Source organism: Nonomuraea turkmeniaca (genome assembly GCF_005889735.1).
Lineage (GTDB): Bacteria > Actinomycetota > Actinomycetes > Streptosporangiales > Streptosporangiaceae > Nonomuraea > Nonomuraea turkmeniaca.
Map to the genome: position 1 here is coordinate 67,852 of NZ_VCKY01000014.1, position 16,589 is coordinate 84,440.

General features: G+C 69.7%; 14 protein-coding genes. 5 read left to right on the top strand and 9 right to left on the bottom strand.

Features of this window, described 5'->3' with window-relative positions:
- Positions 1–225: 225 nt before the first annotated feature.
- A complete protein-coding gene (locus ETD86_RS06425) occupies positions 226–957 on the top strand; it encodes a DUF7873 family protein (RefSeq protein WP_138665170.1) in 732 nt (243 codons plus the stop codon).
- A 448-nt stretch (positions 958–1,405) separates the two neighbouring features.
- Here ETD86_RS06425 and ETD86_RS06430 read toward each other — a convergent pair whose 3' ends face one another.
- Positions 1,406–2,266, bottom strand: coding sequence for an NAD(P)-dependent oxidoreductase (locus tag ETD86_RS06430; protein ID WP_138665171.1), 861 nt, complete (start codon positions 2,264–2,266; stop codon positions 1,406–1,408).
- Between the two features lie 90 nt (positions 2,267–2,356).
- Here ETD86_RS06430 and ETD86_RS06435 point away from each other — a divergent pair, with 90 nt between their 5' ends.
- Positions 2,357–2,938, top strand: coding sequence for a TetR/AcrR family transcriptional regulator (locus ETD86_RS06435; protein WP_138665172.1), 582 nt, complete (start codon positions 2,357–2,359; stop codon positions 2,936–2,938).
- 46 nt (positions 2,939–2,984) lie between these two features.
- Here the strand turns inward: ETD86_RS06435 and ETD86_RS06440 are convergent, their stop codons facing one another.
- Genes ETD86_RS06440 through ETD86_RS06465 form a run of 7 tightly spaced genes read right to left on the bottom strand, consistent with a single transcriptional unit; the run spans position 2,985 to position 10,962 of the window.
- Positions 2,985–3,806, bottom strand: a complete 822-nt coding sequence (locus ETD86_RS06440; protein WP_138665173.1) for an NAD(P)H-binding protein — start codon at positions 3,804–3,806, stop codon at positions 2,985–2,987.
- A gap of 9 nt (positions 3,807–3,815) precedes the next feature.
- Positions 3,816–3,941 carry a hypothetical protein gene (locus ETD86_RS59000; protein ID WP_281286880.1) on the bottom strand — a complete coding sequence of 42 codons (126 nt, stop codon included), beginning with the start codon at positions 3,939–3,941 and terminating at the stop codon, positions 3,816–3,818.
- Positions 3,942–3,966: 25 nt separating this feature from the next.
- Positions 3,967–4,587, bottom strand: coding sequence for a phosphotransferase (locus ETD86_RS06445; protein ID WP_138665174.1), 621 nt, complete (start codon positions 4,585–4,587; stop codon positions 3,967–3,969).
- Positions 4,588–4,635: 48 nt separating this feature from the next.
- A complete protein-coding gene (narI, locus tag ETD86_RS06450; protein ID WP_138665175.1) occupies positions 4,636–5,316 on the bottom strand; it encodes a respiratory nitrate reductase subunit gamma in 681 nt (226 codons plus the stop codon).
- A complete protein-coding gene (gene narJ / locus ETD86_RS06455; RefSeq protein WP_138665176.1) occupies positions 5,313–5,867 on the bottom strand; it encodes a nitrate reductase molybdenum cofactor assembly chaperone in 555 nt (184 codons plus the stop codon). The genes narI and narJ overlap by 4 nt, the downstream gene beginning before the upstream one ends.
- The gene (narH, locus tag ETD86_RS06460) at positions 5,864–7,468 is read right to left on the bottom strand and encodes a nitrate reductase subunit beta (RefSeq protein WP_138665177.1); all 1,605 of its coding nucleotides are present in this window, start codon (positions 7,466–7,468) and stop codon (positions 5,864–5,866) included. Before narH ends, narJ begins: the two co-directional genes overlap by 4 nt.
- Positions 7,468–10,962 carry a nitrate reductase subunit alpha gene (locus ETD86_RS06465; protein WP_138665178.1) on the bottom strand — a complete coding sequence of 1,165 codons (3,495 nt, stop codon included), beginning with the start codon at positions 10,960–10,962 and terminating at the stop codon, positions 7,468–7,470. Before ETD86_RS06465 ends, narH begins: the two co-directional genes overlap by 1 nt.
- 45 nt (positions 10,963–11,007) lie before the next feature.
- Between ETD86_RS06465 and ETD86_RS06470 the strand changes: the two genes are divergently transcribed.
- The 3 genes from ETD86_RS06470 to ETD86_RS06485 all read left to right on the top strand — a co-directional run bounded on the left by ETD86_RS06470 (position 11,008) and on the right by ETD86_RS06485 (position 16,380).
- Positions 11,008–12,171: an MFS transporter gene (locus tag ETD86_RS06470; RefSeq protein ID WP_138665179.1), complete on the top strand. Its 1,164-nt coding sequence runs from the start codon at positions 11,008–11,010 to the stop codon at positions 12,169–12,171.
- Positions 12,172–12,299: 128 nt separating this feature from the next.
- Entirely contained in the window at positions 12,300–14,438 is a 2,139-nt protein-coding gene (locus tag ETD86_RS57950; protein WP_246147692.1) for an ABC transporter transmembrane domain-containing protein, read from the top strand.
- Between the two features lie 181 nt (positions 14,439–14,619).
- Entirely contained in the window at positions 14,620–16,380 is a 1,761-nt protein-coding gene (locus ETD86_RS06485) for an ABC transporter ATP-binding protein (RefSeq protein WP_138665180.1), read from the top strand.
- Positions 16,381–16,414: 34 nt separating this feature from the next.
- Here ETD86_RS06485 and ETD86_RS59925 read toward each other — a convergent pair whose 3' ends face one another.
- Positions 16,415–16,567, bottom strand: a complete 153-nt coding sequence (locus ETD86_RS59925) for an alpha/beta hydrolase (RefSeq protein ID WP_211369861.1) — start codon at positions 16,565–16,567, stop codon at positions 16,415–16,417.
- Between the last annotated feature and the right edge of the window lie 22 nt (positions 16,568–16,589).

Here is a 16,589-nt window from a genome sequence, read left to right on the forward strand (position 1 = left end):
CAGCGGCAGCGTGGTGATTGAGCTGATACCGCGCGTCCGACGGCAGCGACACCGAACATTGCCCGCCTGCCTCACTCCGTATCGAGCCCTACTACGCACCCGGTGATCGTGCTGATAAGGAAGCGGTCACCGAACTCCCGCAGCTGGAGGCGGCTCATAGCAGATGAGCCTGATTCGCCCCAATATTCGGTGTTGTGCGGCACGGTAGGACGCTAGGTTCGTGCCGTGACCAAGCTCAACCAGATCCTCGCCGTCGAGAAGGGCGTCAAGGCCGATGTCCAGCGCAAGGTGACCGACGTCTACCACACGGTGCAGAAGGCGCCTCTGCTGTCGGGCATCTCGCGCACCTACCAGCCGATCGACGACGAGGGAGAGCAACTGCCGCCGGAGTCGACCAGGGTGCAGGTGAAGGTCGAGGACGCCGTCAAGGACGCGGCGGACGCCCTGACGCGGCTGTTCGACGTGACCGCCACCAAGGACGTCGCGAACTGCTCGGCCAAGGCCGACGTCGTCGTAGACGGGCGAGTTCTCCTGGAAGGCGTCCCGGTCACGTACCTGCTGTTCCTGGAGAAGCAACTCGTCGACCTGCGCACGCTGATCTCGAAGCTGCCCACGCTGGACCCGTCCGAGACATGGACGCGGGACGAGAACACCGACACGTGGCGCACCGAACCGGTCAAGACCACCCGCACCAAGAAGGTGCCACGCAACCACGTGCTCGCGGAGGCGACCGAGCATCACCCGGCGCAGGTGCAAGTGTTCACCGAAGACGTGGTGGTGGGCTACTGGACGAAGATCGCCTTCTCCGGCGCTGTCCCGCAGCGGCGCGTCAACGAGCTGCTGGATCGGCTGACCAAGCTTCAGGATGCGGTGAAGTACGCCCGCGAGGAGGCCAACAGCGTCGAGGTCGCTGACCGGCGGATCGGCGACGCCCTGTTCGGCTACCTGCTCGGGTAGCCTGCGAAGACCCCCGCCCCAAGTGGGCGGGTGCGCAAGGAGCGCAAGCTGAAGATGAAGCTCAGCCTGAACAACGGTGACAGCGGAGGTTCGATCCCTTCCCCCGGCACTGCGGGCCGGGGTAGCCCAGATGGTAGAGGCAGCCGATCAGTCTCAGACTCTCGCTCCAGATTCAGCATTGCCGTCGGATACCAGATCGATCGGGTGAAGGCAGTGATTGTCGAGATGCGGGTTCGACTCCCGCTGGGTGCTCCACGTGCGCCCATGGCTTAATGGCAGAGCGCGACATCGTAACGTTTGACCTTCGCTCTTAAACGGCGCTGGTGCCACGACATGACGGCTCACAGACCCCCGGGATTTAGGGCATTTCCCGGGGGTCGCTCCATGCGCGGCCGCGCCGGCGGTCACGACGCCTGGTGCCGGCCGAGCACGGTGACGGTTCGCGGGGTTACGGCTTGAGCACCTTGGCCAGGCTGGTGAGGCTGTCCTGGCCGTGGCCGGCGGCGATGCCGCGACGGAAGAGGTCCAGGACGGCCGCAGGGAGAGAGCTGTCCACCCCGGACGCCCGCGCGGTGTGCATCACGTGCTCGAGGCTGGCCGCTCCCATGGCCAGGGTGTCCACGTCGCCCTCATGGTTGCCGGCGTCGATGCGCGGGGCGTAGAACTCCAGGAAGTACCGGAAATCCATGGTCTTCACGGCGTGAGGAAGGAACTGCTGCGCCGAGATGCCGTTGGCTTGTGCCACCGCCTGGCCGTGCAGATAGCCGACCAAACCGGTCCAGAACATGTCGATCCCGATCTGGTAGAACAGCGCCGCCAGGCCCGGGTCCTCGCCGAGGTAGTCGATCCCGGTCAGGACCTCAAGGGCGGCCCGGTGGGTCTCGATCGCCTCCTTGGGGCCGCTGTAGTACGTCACGGCCTCTGGAGTGCCGATGGCCGGGGGCGGCACCTGTACGCCGCCGGTGATCTGCACGGCGCCGCGGGCGGCCGTCCACTCCGCCGCCTCGCGAGCCTGGGTGGGGGTGTCGGAGGTGAGGTTGGCGATGGTACGGCCGGCCAGGGCCGCGGGAGCCTGCTCCAGGATGGCGTACACGGCGGCATAGTCGGTCAGGCTCAGCACCACCAGGTCGTTGGCCTTGAGCGCGGCCTCTACCGTGTCCGCCCGGTGAGCACCGCGGGCCACCAGCCCGTCGGCCTTGGCCGGCGTGCGATTCCACAGGGTGACCTCGTAGCCCTTGTCCAGGTAGGTGCCGGCCATGGCGTGGCCCATGGGGCCGAGACCGATGACGGTCACCGACGTGGCAGTCATAGATTCCTCCACTGACTAAAACGAACGCTCTATTTAGCGAGGACCCTAGCACATCACTAGAACGAACGCTCTATTCAGTAGGATGACGCCATGAGGACCAAGCACGAGATCGGCACCAGGGAACGGATCGTCCGAGCCACATCCCGCCTGATGCAGCGGCAGGGCTACGAGGCGACCGGCCTGAAGCAGATCTCCCAGGAGGCCGAGGCCACCCTGGGCTCCGTCTACCACTTCTTCCCAGGAGGCAAGACGGAGCTGGCCGTCGCAGCCGTCCAACATGGGGACAGGGAGTTCGCCGAGCTCCTGCGCGCCTGCTTGGACCGGGTGGACGACCCCGCTGCGGCGATCATCGAATGCGCCGGCGAGCTGGCCGTGGGTCTACGCGACTCCGGATGGCTGGACGGGTGCCCCATCACCACCATGGCCCTGGAGAGCGTCGGTCGCGTGCCGGGCATCCAAAGCGCCTCCGAGGAGGCCTTCGCGAACTGGCGGGGCTTGGTCAGCGACAAGCTCCGCCGTTCGGGCTTCTCCGAGGACGTCGCGCGCGACCTCGCGCACACGGTGATCAACACGCTCGAAGGGGCGGAGATGTCTGCCCAGGTGTCGCAGAGCGAGACACCCTTGCACCTTGCGGGCAGGCATCTGGCCCGGCTGATCGACTGCTACCGCTGAATGTCCGTCGCGCTCACTCTGGGGCGGCGCTACGGAACGCGGCTACTCAGGGAGGTGACCCGCCAGGGCGCCAGGCGCCCTGGGCGGCGGCCTTCGTGGCGTAGGTTTCGAAGGGTTTCGGCGGGCGGCCCGTCACCTGGCGCACGGTCTCGGAGACCGGCTGGTCGCCGAGGTCGCGAAGCGCGGCGAACGCCTTGACCTCGCCCATCGCCTGCTCCGAGATGTCCATCGCCGCCAGGTAGTCCTCGTCGCCGCCCCGGTAGCGGACCTCGCGGCCGGCCGCCCGTGCGATGACCTCCACGGCCTCCCCGAACGTCAGCGAGCGCGGCCCCGTGACCTCGTAGCTCCGCCCCGCGTGGCCGTCCTCCGTGAGCGCGGCGGCGGCGACGGCCGCGATGTCGCCGGCGTCCACGAACGCCTGCCGCGCCTCGCCCATCGGCACCACCACCTCGCCCGCCATGATCGCGGGCTGCAAGAACCCCTCGTCGAAGTTCTGGTCGAACCAGCTCGGCCGCAGGACCGTCCACTCAGCGCCCGAGTCGCGCACCGTGCGCTCGGCGGACATCAGGCGCTCGTCGCCCATGGCCTCGATGGCCCCGCTGGACAGCAGCACGATGCGCCGGACGCCCCGCTCGACGGCCAGCGACACGAACTCCGGGGCGACCGGCGTGCCGTCGGGAGCCATGAGGTAGATGCGGGAAACGCCGGCCACCGCGGGCTCCCAGGTGTCCGGGCGGGACCAGTCGAAGGTGGTCTCGCCGCTCCTGGACGCCCTGAGCACGGCGTGCCCGGAGGCACGCAGCAGGCCGGTCACGCGCCGGCCGGTGGTGCCGGTCGCGCCGAGAACAAGGATCGTGTGCTCAGCCATGACCCCGAGTCAAGCAAACACCACCGACAGATCCGTCACAGGCGGCGCGGGGGCGCGGGCGTCCTCGCCCGCGGGCTCCCCGAGCAGGTCGCGGCGGGTCTGGCCGCGAATGCCCGGCTCGTCGCCGGTCAGCAACCAGTCGATCGCCGCCCGCCAGTGATCATTCGCTCCAGGAGGCCGTGGTGTCGAGGCGGCGGTGCCAGAGCTTCTCGCCGCCCCCGCCCGGCTCCCAGCGGGCGCAGAAGTCGAGCAGGTCCCGGCAGCGGGCCAGCATGGCCGCCTGGCGCTCCGACCAGCCGGGGACGGGGCCGTCGTAGGCGGCGAAGAAATGCCGGAGCAGCGGCACATGCTCGGGGTGGTGGCTGCGGATGATCCACTCGCACCACGCGAGGTCCTCGACCGGCAGCCCCGGATGGGCCCACTCCCAGTCCAGGATCGCGGTCGTCCTGAACGTGGCCGGGTCGAACAACATGTTCTGCGGGCCGAAGTCGCCGTGCACGATGCCCAGCCTGTGGATGCCGCCCAGGACCCGGCCGCACTCCGTGAGCACCTCCACCGCCCGGCCCTCGTCCAGGAGGTCCTGGCCGTGGGCGCCGGAGACGAAGCGGGTGGTCAGGCTCGTCTCGGTGATCTGGTGAACGCGCGGGACCGGGACGCGGCCGCGTAGCCGGCGCAGGTATCTGCTCTCCGTGCGCAGCCTGAACGCCGCGTCAGGGCCCTGGTAGCACTTCACGACCAGGGCGTCGTCGCCGACCGTGCTGTTGGTGTACCCGTGCTTCACAAGGGTCGATTCTGGCGCACGGAGACCCCTCCCGGGAGCCGTGGCGCGCTACCTCGGCCGCCTCCGATACACGATGTAAGGACGGAACAAATAGCCCAACGGGGCGGAAAGCGCGTGCACCAGGCGGCTGAACGGGAAAAGTACGATCAGCACCATCCCGATCAACGTGTGCACCTTGTAAAGGCCGCTCGCGTGCGCCATCGCGGTCACATCCGGTTGCAGGATGAGCACGCCGCGGAACCAGGGTGCGACCGTGGTCCGATAACTGACCTCGCTCGGCACGAACCCCGCCACCGTCGTCACCACGCCGGAGAGGATCGCCAGCGCCAGGACCGCGTACATGGTCTTGTCGTTGTTCGTGGTCGCCAGGAACACCGGGCCGACGGTGCGACGGCGGTAGATCAGCAGGCCCACCGCCACGAGCGTGGCCAGGCCGGCGATCCCGCCCCAGGTGAGCGCGTTCACGTGGTAGGCGTGGTTGCTCACGCCGATGGCCTCCATCCAGTTCCGCGGGATGAGCAGGCCGGTGATGTGGCCGACGATCACGAAGAGCAGCGCGTAGTGGAACAGCGGGCTCGCCACGCGCAGCAGCCGGCTCTCGTAGAGCTGGGAGGAGCGGGTGGTCCAGCCGAACTTGTCGTAGCGGTACCGCCAGATCAGGCCGCCGACGAAGATCACGATCGTGATGTACGGCGCCACGATCCACAACATGCTCTCGCCCCAGCTCACGCGTACCTCCCCACGGTCTCGGCGGGCGGCCCGCCCGCGGCCAGGCGGCCGGCCGCCGCGCGCTGGGCGGCGGTGAGCGGTGGGAGCGCGGCGCACACGGCGCCGATGACGTGCGTGTACGGCGACTCGCGTGCCGTCAGGGCGGCGAGCAGCAGCTCCAGCCCCACGCGGTGTTCGGCGAGGAGCCCGGCCCCGGAGGGGTCGACCGCGGCGAACTCCAGCACGACCGGCAGGAAGTCCGGCAGTTCGTCGTCCATCAGCTCCCATCCCGCGGCGCGGTAGCGGCGTTTCAGCGCGGCCAGCGACTCGCCCCGGCGCCGGGTGTCGCCGTCGGTGTAGTAGGTCAGATAGAGGCAGCAGCGCCGGTTCAGGTCGAATGTCTCCACGTAGTGCGCGGCCAGTTCGCCGGGACCCAGCTCGGCGGCCCGGGCCAGGAACTCGGCGAAGTACGGCTCCGCCGCCTCCCTGATCAGCTGCAGCCGCCGCCAGAACCGTTCGTCGGGGTAGGCCAGCAGGTGCGCGGCCGCCTGCCAGAGCGCGGGCTCGGTCATGATTTCTTCCTCCGTGGCGGGAAGAGGCCCGCCGGGGTGCCGCGGCCGTCCCAGTTGAGGAGGTTCACCCGGTCGTGGGTGATCTCGTCGCTGGTCTGGCGCTCCTTCAGGCCGTGGAAGTTCTCGATCGAGACCGGCACGGGACGGCCCGACGCCTCGCCGAACGGCTGCTGCATGCCGGGCCCGCCGTCGTAGTCGAGGCTGCACACGCCCTCCTCCACGACCCCTGGCGGGTTCCCGTACGCGGTCGGGATCACGTAACGCTCGTCGTATCTGGCCAGGGCCAGCAGCCGGTACATGTCGCGCAGTTCGTCCTCCGACAGGCCCGCGTCGGGCGGGACCGGGTGCGGCTCGCCCAGGTTGACCGCCCGCATGTACGAGCGCATCGCGGCCAGACGGCGCAGCGCGGTGTTCACCGGCGCGGGGTCGCCCGCGGTGAACAGCTCGGCCAGGTAGCCGACGGGGATGCGCAGCGCCTCGATGGCGGCGAACAGGTTGACCGCGTCCTCGCCGTCGTGGCCCGTGCCGGCGAGCGCGTCCACGACGGGGGAGAGCGGCGGGACGTACCAGACCATGGGCAGGGTTCGGTACTCCGGGTGCAGGGGGAGCGCGATCCGGTATTTCTTGATCAGCTGGTACACGGGCGATCTGCGGGCGGCTTCCACCCAGTCGGGCGGCAGGTCGGCACTGGCGACGGCCGGGTCGTCGGGGTCGATGAAGACGTCCAGCTGGGCCTCGTACAGATCGCGTTCGTCAGGGACCGAGGCCGCCGCCGAGACGCGGTCGGCGTCGTACAGCAGGACCCCGAGGTAGCGGAGGCGGCCGACGCACGTCTCCGAGCAGACCGTCGGCAGGCCGACCTCCACCCGCGGGTAGCAGAACGTGCACTTCTCGGCCTTGCCGGTCTTGTGATTGAAATACATCTTCTTGTACGGGCAGCCCGTCACGCACATGCGCCAGCCCCGGCAGCGGTCCTGGTCCACGAGCACGATGCCGTCCTCCTCGCGCTTGTACAGCGCGCCTGACGGGCAGGAGGCCACGCATGACGGGTTGAGGCAGTGCTCGCAGATGCGCGGCAGGTAGAACATGAACGCCTCTTCGAACGACAGCTTGACCTGGTCCGACACCTGCGCGAGCACGGGGTCGGGCGACGGGTCGCCGCCGAGGCTGTCGTCCCAGTTCGCGCTCCAGCTGATCTTCGTGGGCTCGCCGCTGATCAGTGACCTGGGTGGGGCGACGGGGATGTCGCTGGAGAGGGGCGCGTTCGTGAGGTTCTCGTAGTCGTACGTCCAGGGCTCGTAGTAGTCCTGGATGGACGGCATGATCGGGTTGGCGAAGATGGTGAGCAGTTTGCGCAGCCGGCCGCCCGCCCGCAGTTCGAGCTTGCCCTTGCGGTTGAGGGTCCAGCCGCCGCGCCAGCGGTCCTGGTCCTCGTACCGTCTGGGGTAGCCCTGGCCGGGGCGGGTCTCGACGTTGTTGAACCAGACGTACTCGACACCGGGCCTGTTGGTCCAGGTCTGCTTGCACGTGACCGAGCAGGTGTGGCACCCGATGCACTTGTCCAGGTTCATCACCATGGCGATCTGGGCCATGATCCGCATCAGTAACGTACCTCCTGGGACCTGCGTCGGATGGTGGTGAGCTCGTCGCGCTGGTTGCCGGTGGGCCCCAGGTAGTTGAAGGCGTACGAGAGCTGGGCGTAGCCGCCGATCATGTGGGTCGGCTTGATGAGGACCCTGGTCAGCGCGTTGTGGATGCCGCCGCGGCGGCCGGTGGCCTCCGACTTCGGCACGTCGATCAGGCGGTCCTGGGCATGGTGCATGTAGACCGTGCCCGGCGGCATGCGGTGGGAGACGATCGCCCGCGCCACGACCACGCCGTTGCGGTTGACCGCCTCGATCCAGTCGTTGTCGGCCACCCCGATCCTGGCCGCGTCCTCGACGGACATCCAGATCGTGGGGCCGCCGCGGGAGAGGGACAACATGAGCAGGTTGTCCTGGTACTCGGAGTGGATCGACCACTTGCTGTGCGGGGTCAGGTACCGCAGCGTGCCGGTCTCGCCCAGCAGCGCGGCCAGGTCCAGCGGGGGGCGGTAGATCGGCAGCGCCTCGCCGTACTCGTGCATCCAGTCATGGTCGAGGAAGAAATGCATGCGGCCGGTGAGGGTGTGCCAGGGTTTGCCGTTCTCGACGTTGATCGTGAAGGGGGCGTAGCGGCGGTCGTGCGACTCCTTGCCCGACCACTCGGGGCTGGCGGCGACGTGCACCGGCCTGGCCTGGGTGTCGGAGAAGACGATCCGGTGCCCCTCGTGGGCCAGGCCGTCGAGGTCGGTGCCGGTACGTTCGGCGAGTTGCCGGAAACCCTGGGCGGCCAGGCGGCCGTTGCTCACCCCCGACAGGGCCAGGATCGCCTCGCAACACTTGGAGTCGGTGTCCAGCTCGGGCCTGCCCTTGGCCACGCCGCGCGGGACGAGGCCGCACCGCTGGCCCAGCCAGGCGACCTCCTCGTCGGGAAGGAAGGTCACCCCCTTGACCGGGAGGCCGAGCTTCTCCGTGAGCGGGCCGAGCGCGGCCAGTTTCTCGGCGATCGCGCCGTAGTCGCGTTCGACGAGCTTGAGGTCCGGTCCGACGTCCCTGGCCAGCTCGCCTGGGGTGTCGTGCTGGTGTGCCACCGCGACCACGTCACGGCGGACGCCCAGGTGCTCCTTGGCGAGGTCGCTGAAGGCGCGGGCGATGAGGTGGAAGGCGGTGAAGTCCGTCTTCGTCTGCCATGGAGGGGAGATCGCCGGGTTGAACGCGTGCACGAACGGGTGCATGTCCGTGGACGAAAGGTCGTGCTTCTCGTACCAGGTAGCGGCGGGGAGCACGATGTCGGAGAAGACCGTCGAGGACGTCATCCGGAAGTCGAGAGTGAGGAGCAGATCCAGCTTGCCCGTCGCCGCCTCCTCGTCGGGGTGCTCCAGGTTGGAGGTCGCGCCCAGGAGATGGTGCAGGAAGTACTCGTCGCCCTTGGCGGAGGAGCCGAGGAGGTTCGAGCGCCAGAGGGTGAGCACGCGTGGCCAGTTACGCGGGTCGTCCGGGTGCTCGGCGGCGTACCCGAGCCGGCCCGCGCGCAGCTCGGCGCGGGTGTGGGCGATGGGGTCGGCCGCGTCGCCGAGGTCCAGCGGGTTGCGGTCGAATGTCGGGGACATCGGCATCCAGCCGTTCCGCACGGCCTCCGTGATGAGGTCGGCGGTGTGCTTGCCGCGGAACGTGCCACGGGCGAGCGGCGAGGTGAGCTCGCCGGCGTCGAAGCGGTCGTAACGCCACTGGTCGGTGTGCAGGTACCAGAACGGCGTGCCGGGGGTCTGCCGGGGCGGGCGTGACCAGTCCGTGGCGCCCGCCAGCAGTGCCCATCCGGTCTGCGGGCGGCATTTCTCCTGGCCCACGTAGTGCGCCCAGCCGCCGCCGTTGCGGCCCTGGCAGCCGGTCAGCAGGAGCAGTGACAGGAACGCCCGGTAGATCGTGTCGCCGTGGAACCACTGCGTGGTGCCCGCCCCGAGAATGATCATGCAGCGGCCGTTCGAGGCCTCCGCCGTCCTGGCGAACTCCCTGGCGATCCTGACCGCGCGGTCGGCGGGCACGCCGGTGATCGGCTCCTGCCAGGCCGGCGTGTACGGCTGCGCCACGTCCTCGTAACCGGTCGGCCAATCGCCGGGCAGCCCTTCCCTCCGGACTCCGTACTGGGCCATCAGGAGGTCGAACACCGTGGTGACGAGGTGGTCCCCGATCCTGGTCACCGGCACGCCGCGGTGGCACACGCCGCCGCCGTCGAAGCGGGGTAGCAGGACTTCCTTCGGCTCACCGCGTCCGTGGAGCGTGAGCTCCGGGTCGGTGTCGAGGTTGAGGTTCCAGCGGCCCTTGCCGGACTCCGTCCAGCGGAAGCCGACCGAGCCGTTCGGCACCACCGGCACGCCCTCCCGCGACATGAGCACGGTCTTCCACTCGGCCGCCTCCTCGCTGGAGCCCAGGTCGCGTGCCGTGAGGAACTTGCCGGGTACGTAGGTGTTCTCGTTCCGGTCCAGCCGTACCAGGAAGGGCAGATCGGTGAAACGCTTGACGTAATCGGTGAAGAACGGCGTCTCGCGGTCGACGAAGAACTCCTTGAGAATGACGTGCCCCATGGCCATCGCCAGCGCGCCGTCCGTCCCCGGCCGCACGCTCAGGAACTCGTCGGCGAACGTGGCCGCGTCGTTGTAGTCGGGGCTCACGACCACGACCTTCTGGCCCCGGTAGCGGGCCTCGGCCATCCAGTGGGTGTCCGGGGTGCGGGTGACGGGGACGTTCGCGCCCCACATCATCAGGTACGCGGCGTCCCACCAGTCCGCGGACTCCGGCACGTCGGTCTGGTCGCCGAACACCTGAGGGGAGGCCACCGGCAGGTCGGCGTACCAGTCGTAGAAGGAGAGCATCGCGCCGCCGATGAGCGACACGAACCTGGAGCCGATCGCGTGGGAGACCATCGACATGGCCGGGATGGGGGAGAACCCGGCGATGCGGTCGGGGCCGTAGGCCTTGATGGTGTGGACGTGGGCGGCGGCGATCATCTCGGTGGCCAGGTCCCAGGTGACGCGGATGAGGCCGCCGTGGCCGCGAGCCTTCTGGTATTTCTCCCGTTTTTCCGGATTTGTCGTGATTTCGGCCCAGGCGGCCACCGGGTCGCCCAGGCGTTGCCGTGCCTCCAGGTACATGTCGACCAGGACGCGGCGGGCGTACGGGTAGCGGATTCGGGTCGGCGAGTAGGTGTACCAGGAGAAGGCGGCGCCGCGCGGGCAGCCGCGCGGCTCGTACTCGGGGCGGTCGGGGCCGACGCTCGGGTAGTCGGTCTGCTGGGCCTCCCAGGTGATGATGCCGTCCTTGACGAAGACCTTCCAGGAGCACGAACCCGTGCAGTTCACGCCATGCGTGGAGCGGACCACCTTGTCGTGGCTCCACCGGTCCCGGTAGAAGGCGTCACCCTCGACACCGCCCGTCAGGTAGACGGCCCGCAGGTCGGGGCTCGTGGCCGACCTGCGTAGGAACCGGCCCATCTTCAGTAGGACGTCCTCCGCGCTCATACCCCCACTTCATCACAGAAAGTAGCTCTCTGTTACACAGGGTATATGTCTGAGCTTCGTAAAGGTCAGGTGCGGAACCTGGCGCTGGCCACGATGGCGTTCGCCGTCACGTTCTGGGCGTGGAACCTGATCGGGCCGCTGGCGGGAAGCTACAGCAGGCGGCTCGGGTTGTCGCCGACGCAGACGTCGTTGCTGATCGCGATCCCGGTGCTGGTCGGTGCTCTGGGGCGGATCCCCGCGGGGATGCTGGCCGACCGGTTCGGCGGGCGGCGCATGTTCGCCGTCGTCTGCTTCGCCTCCATCGTGCCGGTGTTGTTCGTCGGGTGGTCGGACTCATACGGGTGGCTGCTGTTCTGGGGATTCCTGCTGGGCATTCCGGGCACGTCGTTCGCGATCGGCATCCCGTTCGTGAACGCCTGGTACGAGCCCGCCCGCCGGGGCTTCGCGACCGGCGTGTTCGGGGCAGGCATGGGCGGGACCGCGCTGTCGGCGTTCTTCGAGCCGCGCCTGGTGGAGGCCTTCGGGCGAGCGACGGCGCATGTGCTGATGGCAGTGCTGCTGGCGGTGACCGGCGTGATCATGCTGGTCGCGAGTCGCGACTCGCCCCGCTGGTCGCCCACCACCGCCTCCGGCCCGGCGGCCCGGGAGGCGGTGCGTATCAAGGCGACCTGGCAGTGCGCCTTCCTGTACGCGGTCGCGTTCGGCGGATTCGTGGCGTTCTCCACGTACCTGCCGTCGTTGCTGGAGAACATTTACCGGTTCGCCCTGACGGACGCCGGACTGCGTACGGCCGGATTCTCGATCGCGGCCGTGTTGTCCAGGCCGCTGGGCGGCACACTCTCCGACCGGATCGGGGCCGTGCGGGTGTTGCTGATCGCGTTCGCCGGGATCGCGGTCATGGCGCTCGTGCTGGCCGCGCGGCCGCCGCTCGAGGTGCCGGCCGGGACGAGCTTCGTGCTCATGGCCTTCTTCCTGGGGCTGGGGACAGGCGGCGTGTTCGCGCTGGTGGCCAAGCTCGTGGAGGCGTCCAAGGTGGGCACGGTGACCGGGCTCGTGGGCGCGGCCGGCGGGCTGGGCGGGTACTTCCCGCCGCTCGTGATGGGGGCCGTGTACAGCGCCACCGGGGCGTACACGATCGGGTACGTGCTGCTGACGGTCACGGCCCTGGTGGCACTGGTGTACACGTGGCGGGCCTTCCGTGCCGTCTGACCGCGGCCGGGTCTTCAGCGGCGGCGCCGGGCAGCCGCCCGATCCCCCTCGGCGGTCACCGGCAGCCGCTGGCGGCGCGCGAAAACCGTTTGCCGGGCCGGGGGACGCCTTGTCAACCTTGAGTCTCTATGCGCTCCCTTCCTGAGGCCGATCCCGGCGTGCCCGACATCCGCAGCCCGCTCCGCTACCTGTGGTGGACCGCGCGGCGGCAGGCGCCATCCCTGTTCGCGGGCATCGGCTACGCGACCCTGTGGTGGCTGGTGCAGGCCTTGATGCCGGCCGTGCTCGGGAAGGGCATCGAAGCCGTCACCGCCAAGGACACCGAGGCGCTGCTGACCTGGGCGTCCATCCTGTTCGGGCTCGGGTTGCTGCAGGCGTTCGGCGGGGTCATGCGGCACCGGCTGGCCGTCTACAACTGGCTGGCCGCCGCGTACCGCACCGTGCAACTGACGGCCAGGCAGGCCGCCAGGCTCGGCGCCACGCTGCCGAAACGGCTCTCGACCGGCGAAGTCGTCAGCGTCGGCAACTCCGACATCGCCCACATCGGCAGCTCCATGGACATCCTGCTGCGCGGCATCGGCGCCATCGTGGCAATCATCACCGTCACCGTGATCCTCATCTCGACCTCGCTGCCGCTCGGGCTGCTCGTGCTGTTCGGCGTGCCGCTCATGGCCGTCGCCGTGGGGCCGCTGCTCAGGCCCCTGCACCGGCGGCAGGCCAAGCAGCGCGAGCTGACCGGCGAGTTGTCCACCAGGGCCGCCGACATCGTGGCCGGCCTGCGGGTGCTGCGTGGCATCGGCGGCGAGCAGGTGTTCGCCGAGCGTTACCGGGAGGAGTCGCAGCGGGCGCGGCAGGCCGGCGTACGCGTGTCCCGCGTCGAGTCGGTGCTCGAAGGAGCCCAGATCCTGCTGCCCGGCCTGCTCATCGCGATCGTCACAGGCATCGGCGCCTCCTTCGCCGTGGCCGGGGAGATCCCCACCGGGCAACTCGTCGCGTTCTACCTGTACGCGGTGTTCCTCATCGGTCCCATGCGCACGCTCACCGAGATGGCCGACAAGCTCACCAAGGGGCACGTGGCGGCCGGGCGGGTTATCCGCATCCTGTCCATGGAGCCCGAGGTCCAGGGCGGTCACGGGAGCAGCGAGGGCGGGGTGCTGCGGGACTCGTACAGCGGGGTCACGGTGCAGCCGGGCGTGCTCACGGCGATGGCCGCGAGCGCGCCCGAGGACGCCATCGCCATCGCCGACCGGTTGGGCCGCTATACCAGCGGGGACGTCACGTTCGGGGCGGCCGACCTCAGCACCCTGCCGCTGGACGAGGTCCGCCGCCGCATCCTCGTCGCCGACAACGCCGCCCGCCTCTTCACCGGCCGCCTCCGCGACGAACTGACCATCCCCACCAGCCCGGCCGCCGGCACTGCCGCGACCGTCCACGCCGGCCCGGTCGTCGGCAGCGCCGTGACCGGCGACACCAGCGCGAACGCCGGCACCGACGCGATCGTCCGCACTCACTCGAGCCTTCACACTGACGTCGCTCTCAACCCGAAAGCCGGCCCCGACTCCGGCCCCGACTCCAAAGTCGGGTCGGACCACCGGCCGGCCGCTTCCGGCCGGTTGGACGCCCCCGTTCCGGCCGGTACTCCTGGGGGACGGGGCGGCCGGGCAGGCAGCGGCGGCTCGGACGGCGGCGGCTCCAAGAATGCGCATGACGAGGCTGGGGGCGAAATGGCGGCCCATGGCGGGCTGACCGATGGCGGGTTGACGGACGGCGGGTTGACCGATGGGTTGACGGGCGGCGGGTTGACGGGCGGCGGGCTGGCCGATGGCGGGCTGCGGGTGTGGGACAGCGGGGTCGCCGACGATGAGCGGATGCGCGAGGCGCTTTACACGGCCTGTGCCGACGACATCATCGAAGCTCTGCCCGATGGGCTCGACACGTGGGTGGCCGAGGCGGGGCGGGAGTTCTCCGGTGGGCAGCAGCAGCGGCTGCGGCTGGTCAGGGCGCTGCTGGCCGACCCCGAAGTGCTCATCCTGGTCGAGCCCACCAGCGCCGTGGACGCCCACAGCGAGGCCCGCATCGCCGAGCGGCTGGCCAAGAGCCGCGTCGGCAAGACCACGCTGATCTGCACGACCAGCCCGCTGGTCCTCGACCGTACGGACCACGTGATCTACGTCGAGGACGGCCGGGTCCTCGCCGAGGGCACGCACCGGCAGCTGCTGGACAGCTCGCCCGAATACGCGGCGACCGTCACCCGTGGAGAGGACTGACCGATGCCTCGGACCTATCGGGAGCGCCGACGCGTGCCCGTACTCGATCGGGCTGGCATGCACTTGCCCTGGCCATCGCGGCTATATCGGCGTGCGCCTTGGTCCTCTCCGGAAGGGGTGGACATGTCCTTGCCGTCTCGGGAGTGTCGGCGCACGCCCTCGCTCTCAGGAGGACTGACTCGTGGCTCGTGAAATCCTCCCGGTCGCCGACCGGAAGCAGGTGCGCGCCTACGCCAGGCGGCTGACGCTCAAATACCCGCGCCGGCTCGCGGTGACTCTCCTCCTGCACGGGCTGGCCGCCGTGGCCGGGCTGGTCGTGCCGTGGCAGCTCGGTGGCCTGGTCGAGAACGTCGAGCGCGGCGCAGAGGTCAACATCGCCGCCGTGGCCGCCGCCATCGGTGGGTTCCTGCTGCTGCAAGGCGTGCTCATGAGGTACGCCGTGCTGGCCTCCGCCAAACTCGGCGAGAAGGTGCTGGCCGAGCTGCGTGAGGAGTTCGTGGACCAGGTGCTCGCCCTGCCGTTGTCCACGGTCGAGCGGGCCGGGTCCGGCGACCTGATCACCAGAACGTCGCGCGACGTGGACTCCTTGTCGCGCACCGTCCGGCACGCGGTGCCGGAGACGCTGATCGCGATGGTCACGTTCCTGATCACCATGGGCGCGCTGGTGCTGGTCAGTCCGCTCCTCATGCTTCCGATGCTGGTCGCGGGCCCGGTGCTCTGGGTGGCCACCCGCTGGTACCTGAAGCGGGCGCGCGACGGTTACCTGCGCGAGAACGCCGCATACGCCGACATGACCGAAGGGCTGGCCGAGACCGTCGAGGGCGCCAGGGCGGTGGAGGCGCTGGGCCTCCAGGAACGCCGCCGGGCGCGTACCGACGGCGACATCGGGCGCTCGTACGCGGCCGAGCGGTACACGCTCGGATTGCGCGTCAGGTGGTATCCCGCCGTAGAGCTGGGCTACGTCATCCCCGTGGTGAGTGCGCTGCTGGTCGGCGGGCTCTTCTACGCCAACGGCTGGGTGACGCTCGCCCAGGTGACCGCCGCCGCGCTCTACGCTCAGCAGCTGATCGACCCGCTCGACAGGTTTCTGATGTGGATCGATGAGCTGCAGGTGGGCGGGGCCGCCATGTCGCGGCTCCTCGGTGTGGCCAACGTGCCCGACGACCGGGTGGCCTCCTCCACACAGCCCTCCGGAGAGCTGCTGGAGGCCTCCGACGTCCGGTACGCCTACCGTGAGGGCCGCGACGTGCTCCACGGCGTGTCGCTGACCGTCCAGCCGGGCGAACGGCTGGCCATGGTGGGGCCCTCCGGGGCGGGCAAGTCCACGCTGGGGCGCTTGCTGGCGGGCATTCACGGGCCGCGTACCGGCTCGGTGAACGTGGGCGGCGTGCCACTCGTGGACCTGCCGCTGAACGACCTGCGGGGCCACGTAGCGCTGGTCACCCAGGAGCATCACGTGTTCAAAGGCACCGTACGTGACAACCTCCTGATCGCCCGGCCCGACGCCGATGACGCGGCGGTACGCAAGGCGCTGGAGGCGGTGGACGCGCTCGACTGGGTGCGGGAGCTGCCTTCCGGGCTGGAGACGGAGGTCGGGTCCGGCGGGCACGCCATCTCACCTGCCCACGCCCAGCAACTGGCGCTGGCCCGGCTGGTGCTCGCGGACCCGCACACCCTGGTCCTGGACGAGGCCACCTCCCTCATCGACCCTCGGGCAGCCAGGCACCTGGAGCGGTCCCTGGCCGCTGTGCTGGACGGGCGTACGGTGATCGCGATCGCGCACCGGCTGTACACGGCGCACGACGCGGATCGGGTGGCGGTCGTGGAGGACGGACGGATCAGCGAGCTGGGATCGCATGACGAGCTGGTCGCCGAGGGCGGCTCCTATGCTGCGCTGTGGACCAGCTGGCACGGAACCCCGACCGCCACCGCCCGGTCCTGACGAGCGGCTGGTCCGAGGACGCCGGTGCGTGGTGTCAGCACTTTGTCGGGTGGGAGGGCAGGGTGCGGTCGGTGAAGTAGCGGTTGATGTGGGTGCGGGCGCAGGCGTTGTTGCCGTAGAGGGTGTGGCCCGGGCCGTCATGGTAGACAGTGGCGCTGCCCGGGATCTGGGAGAGGACGCGGGTCACCGCGTCCGACTCGCACCAGGCG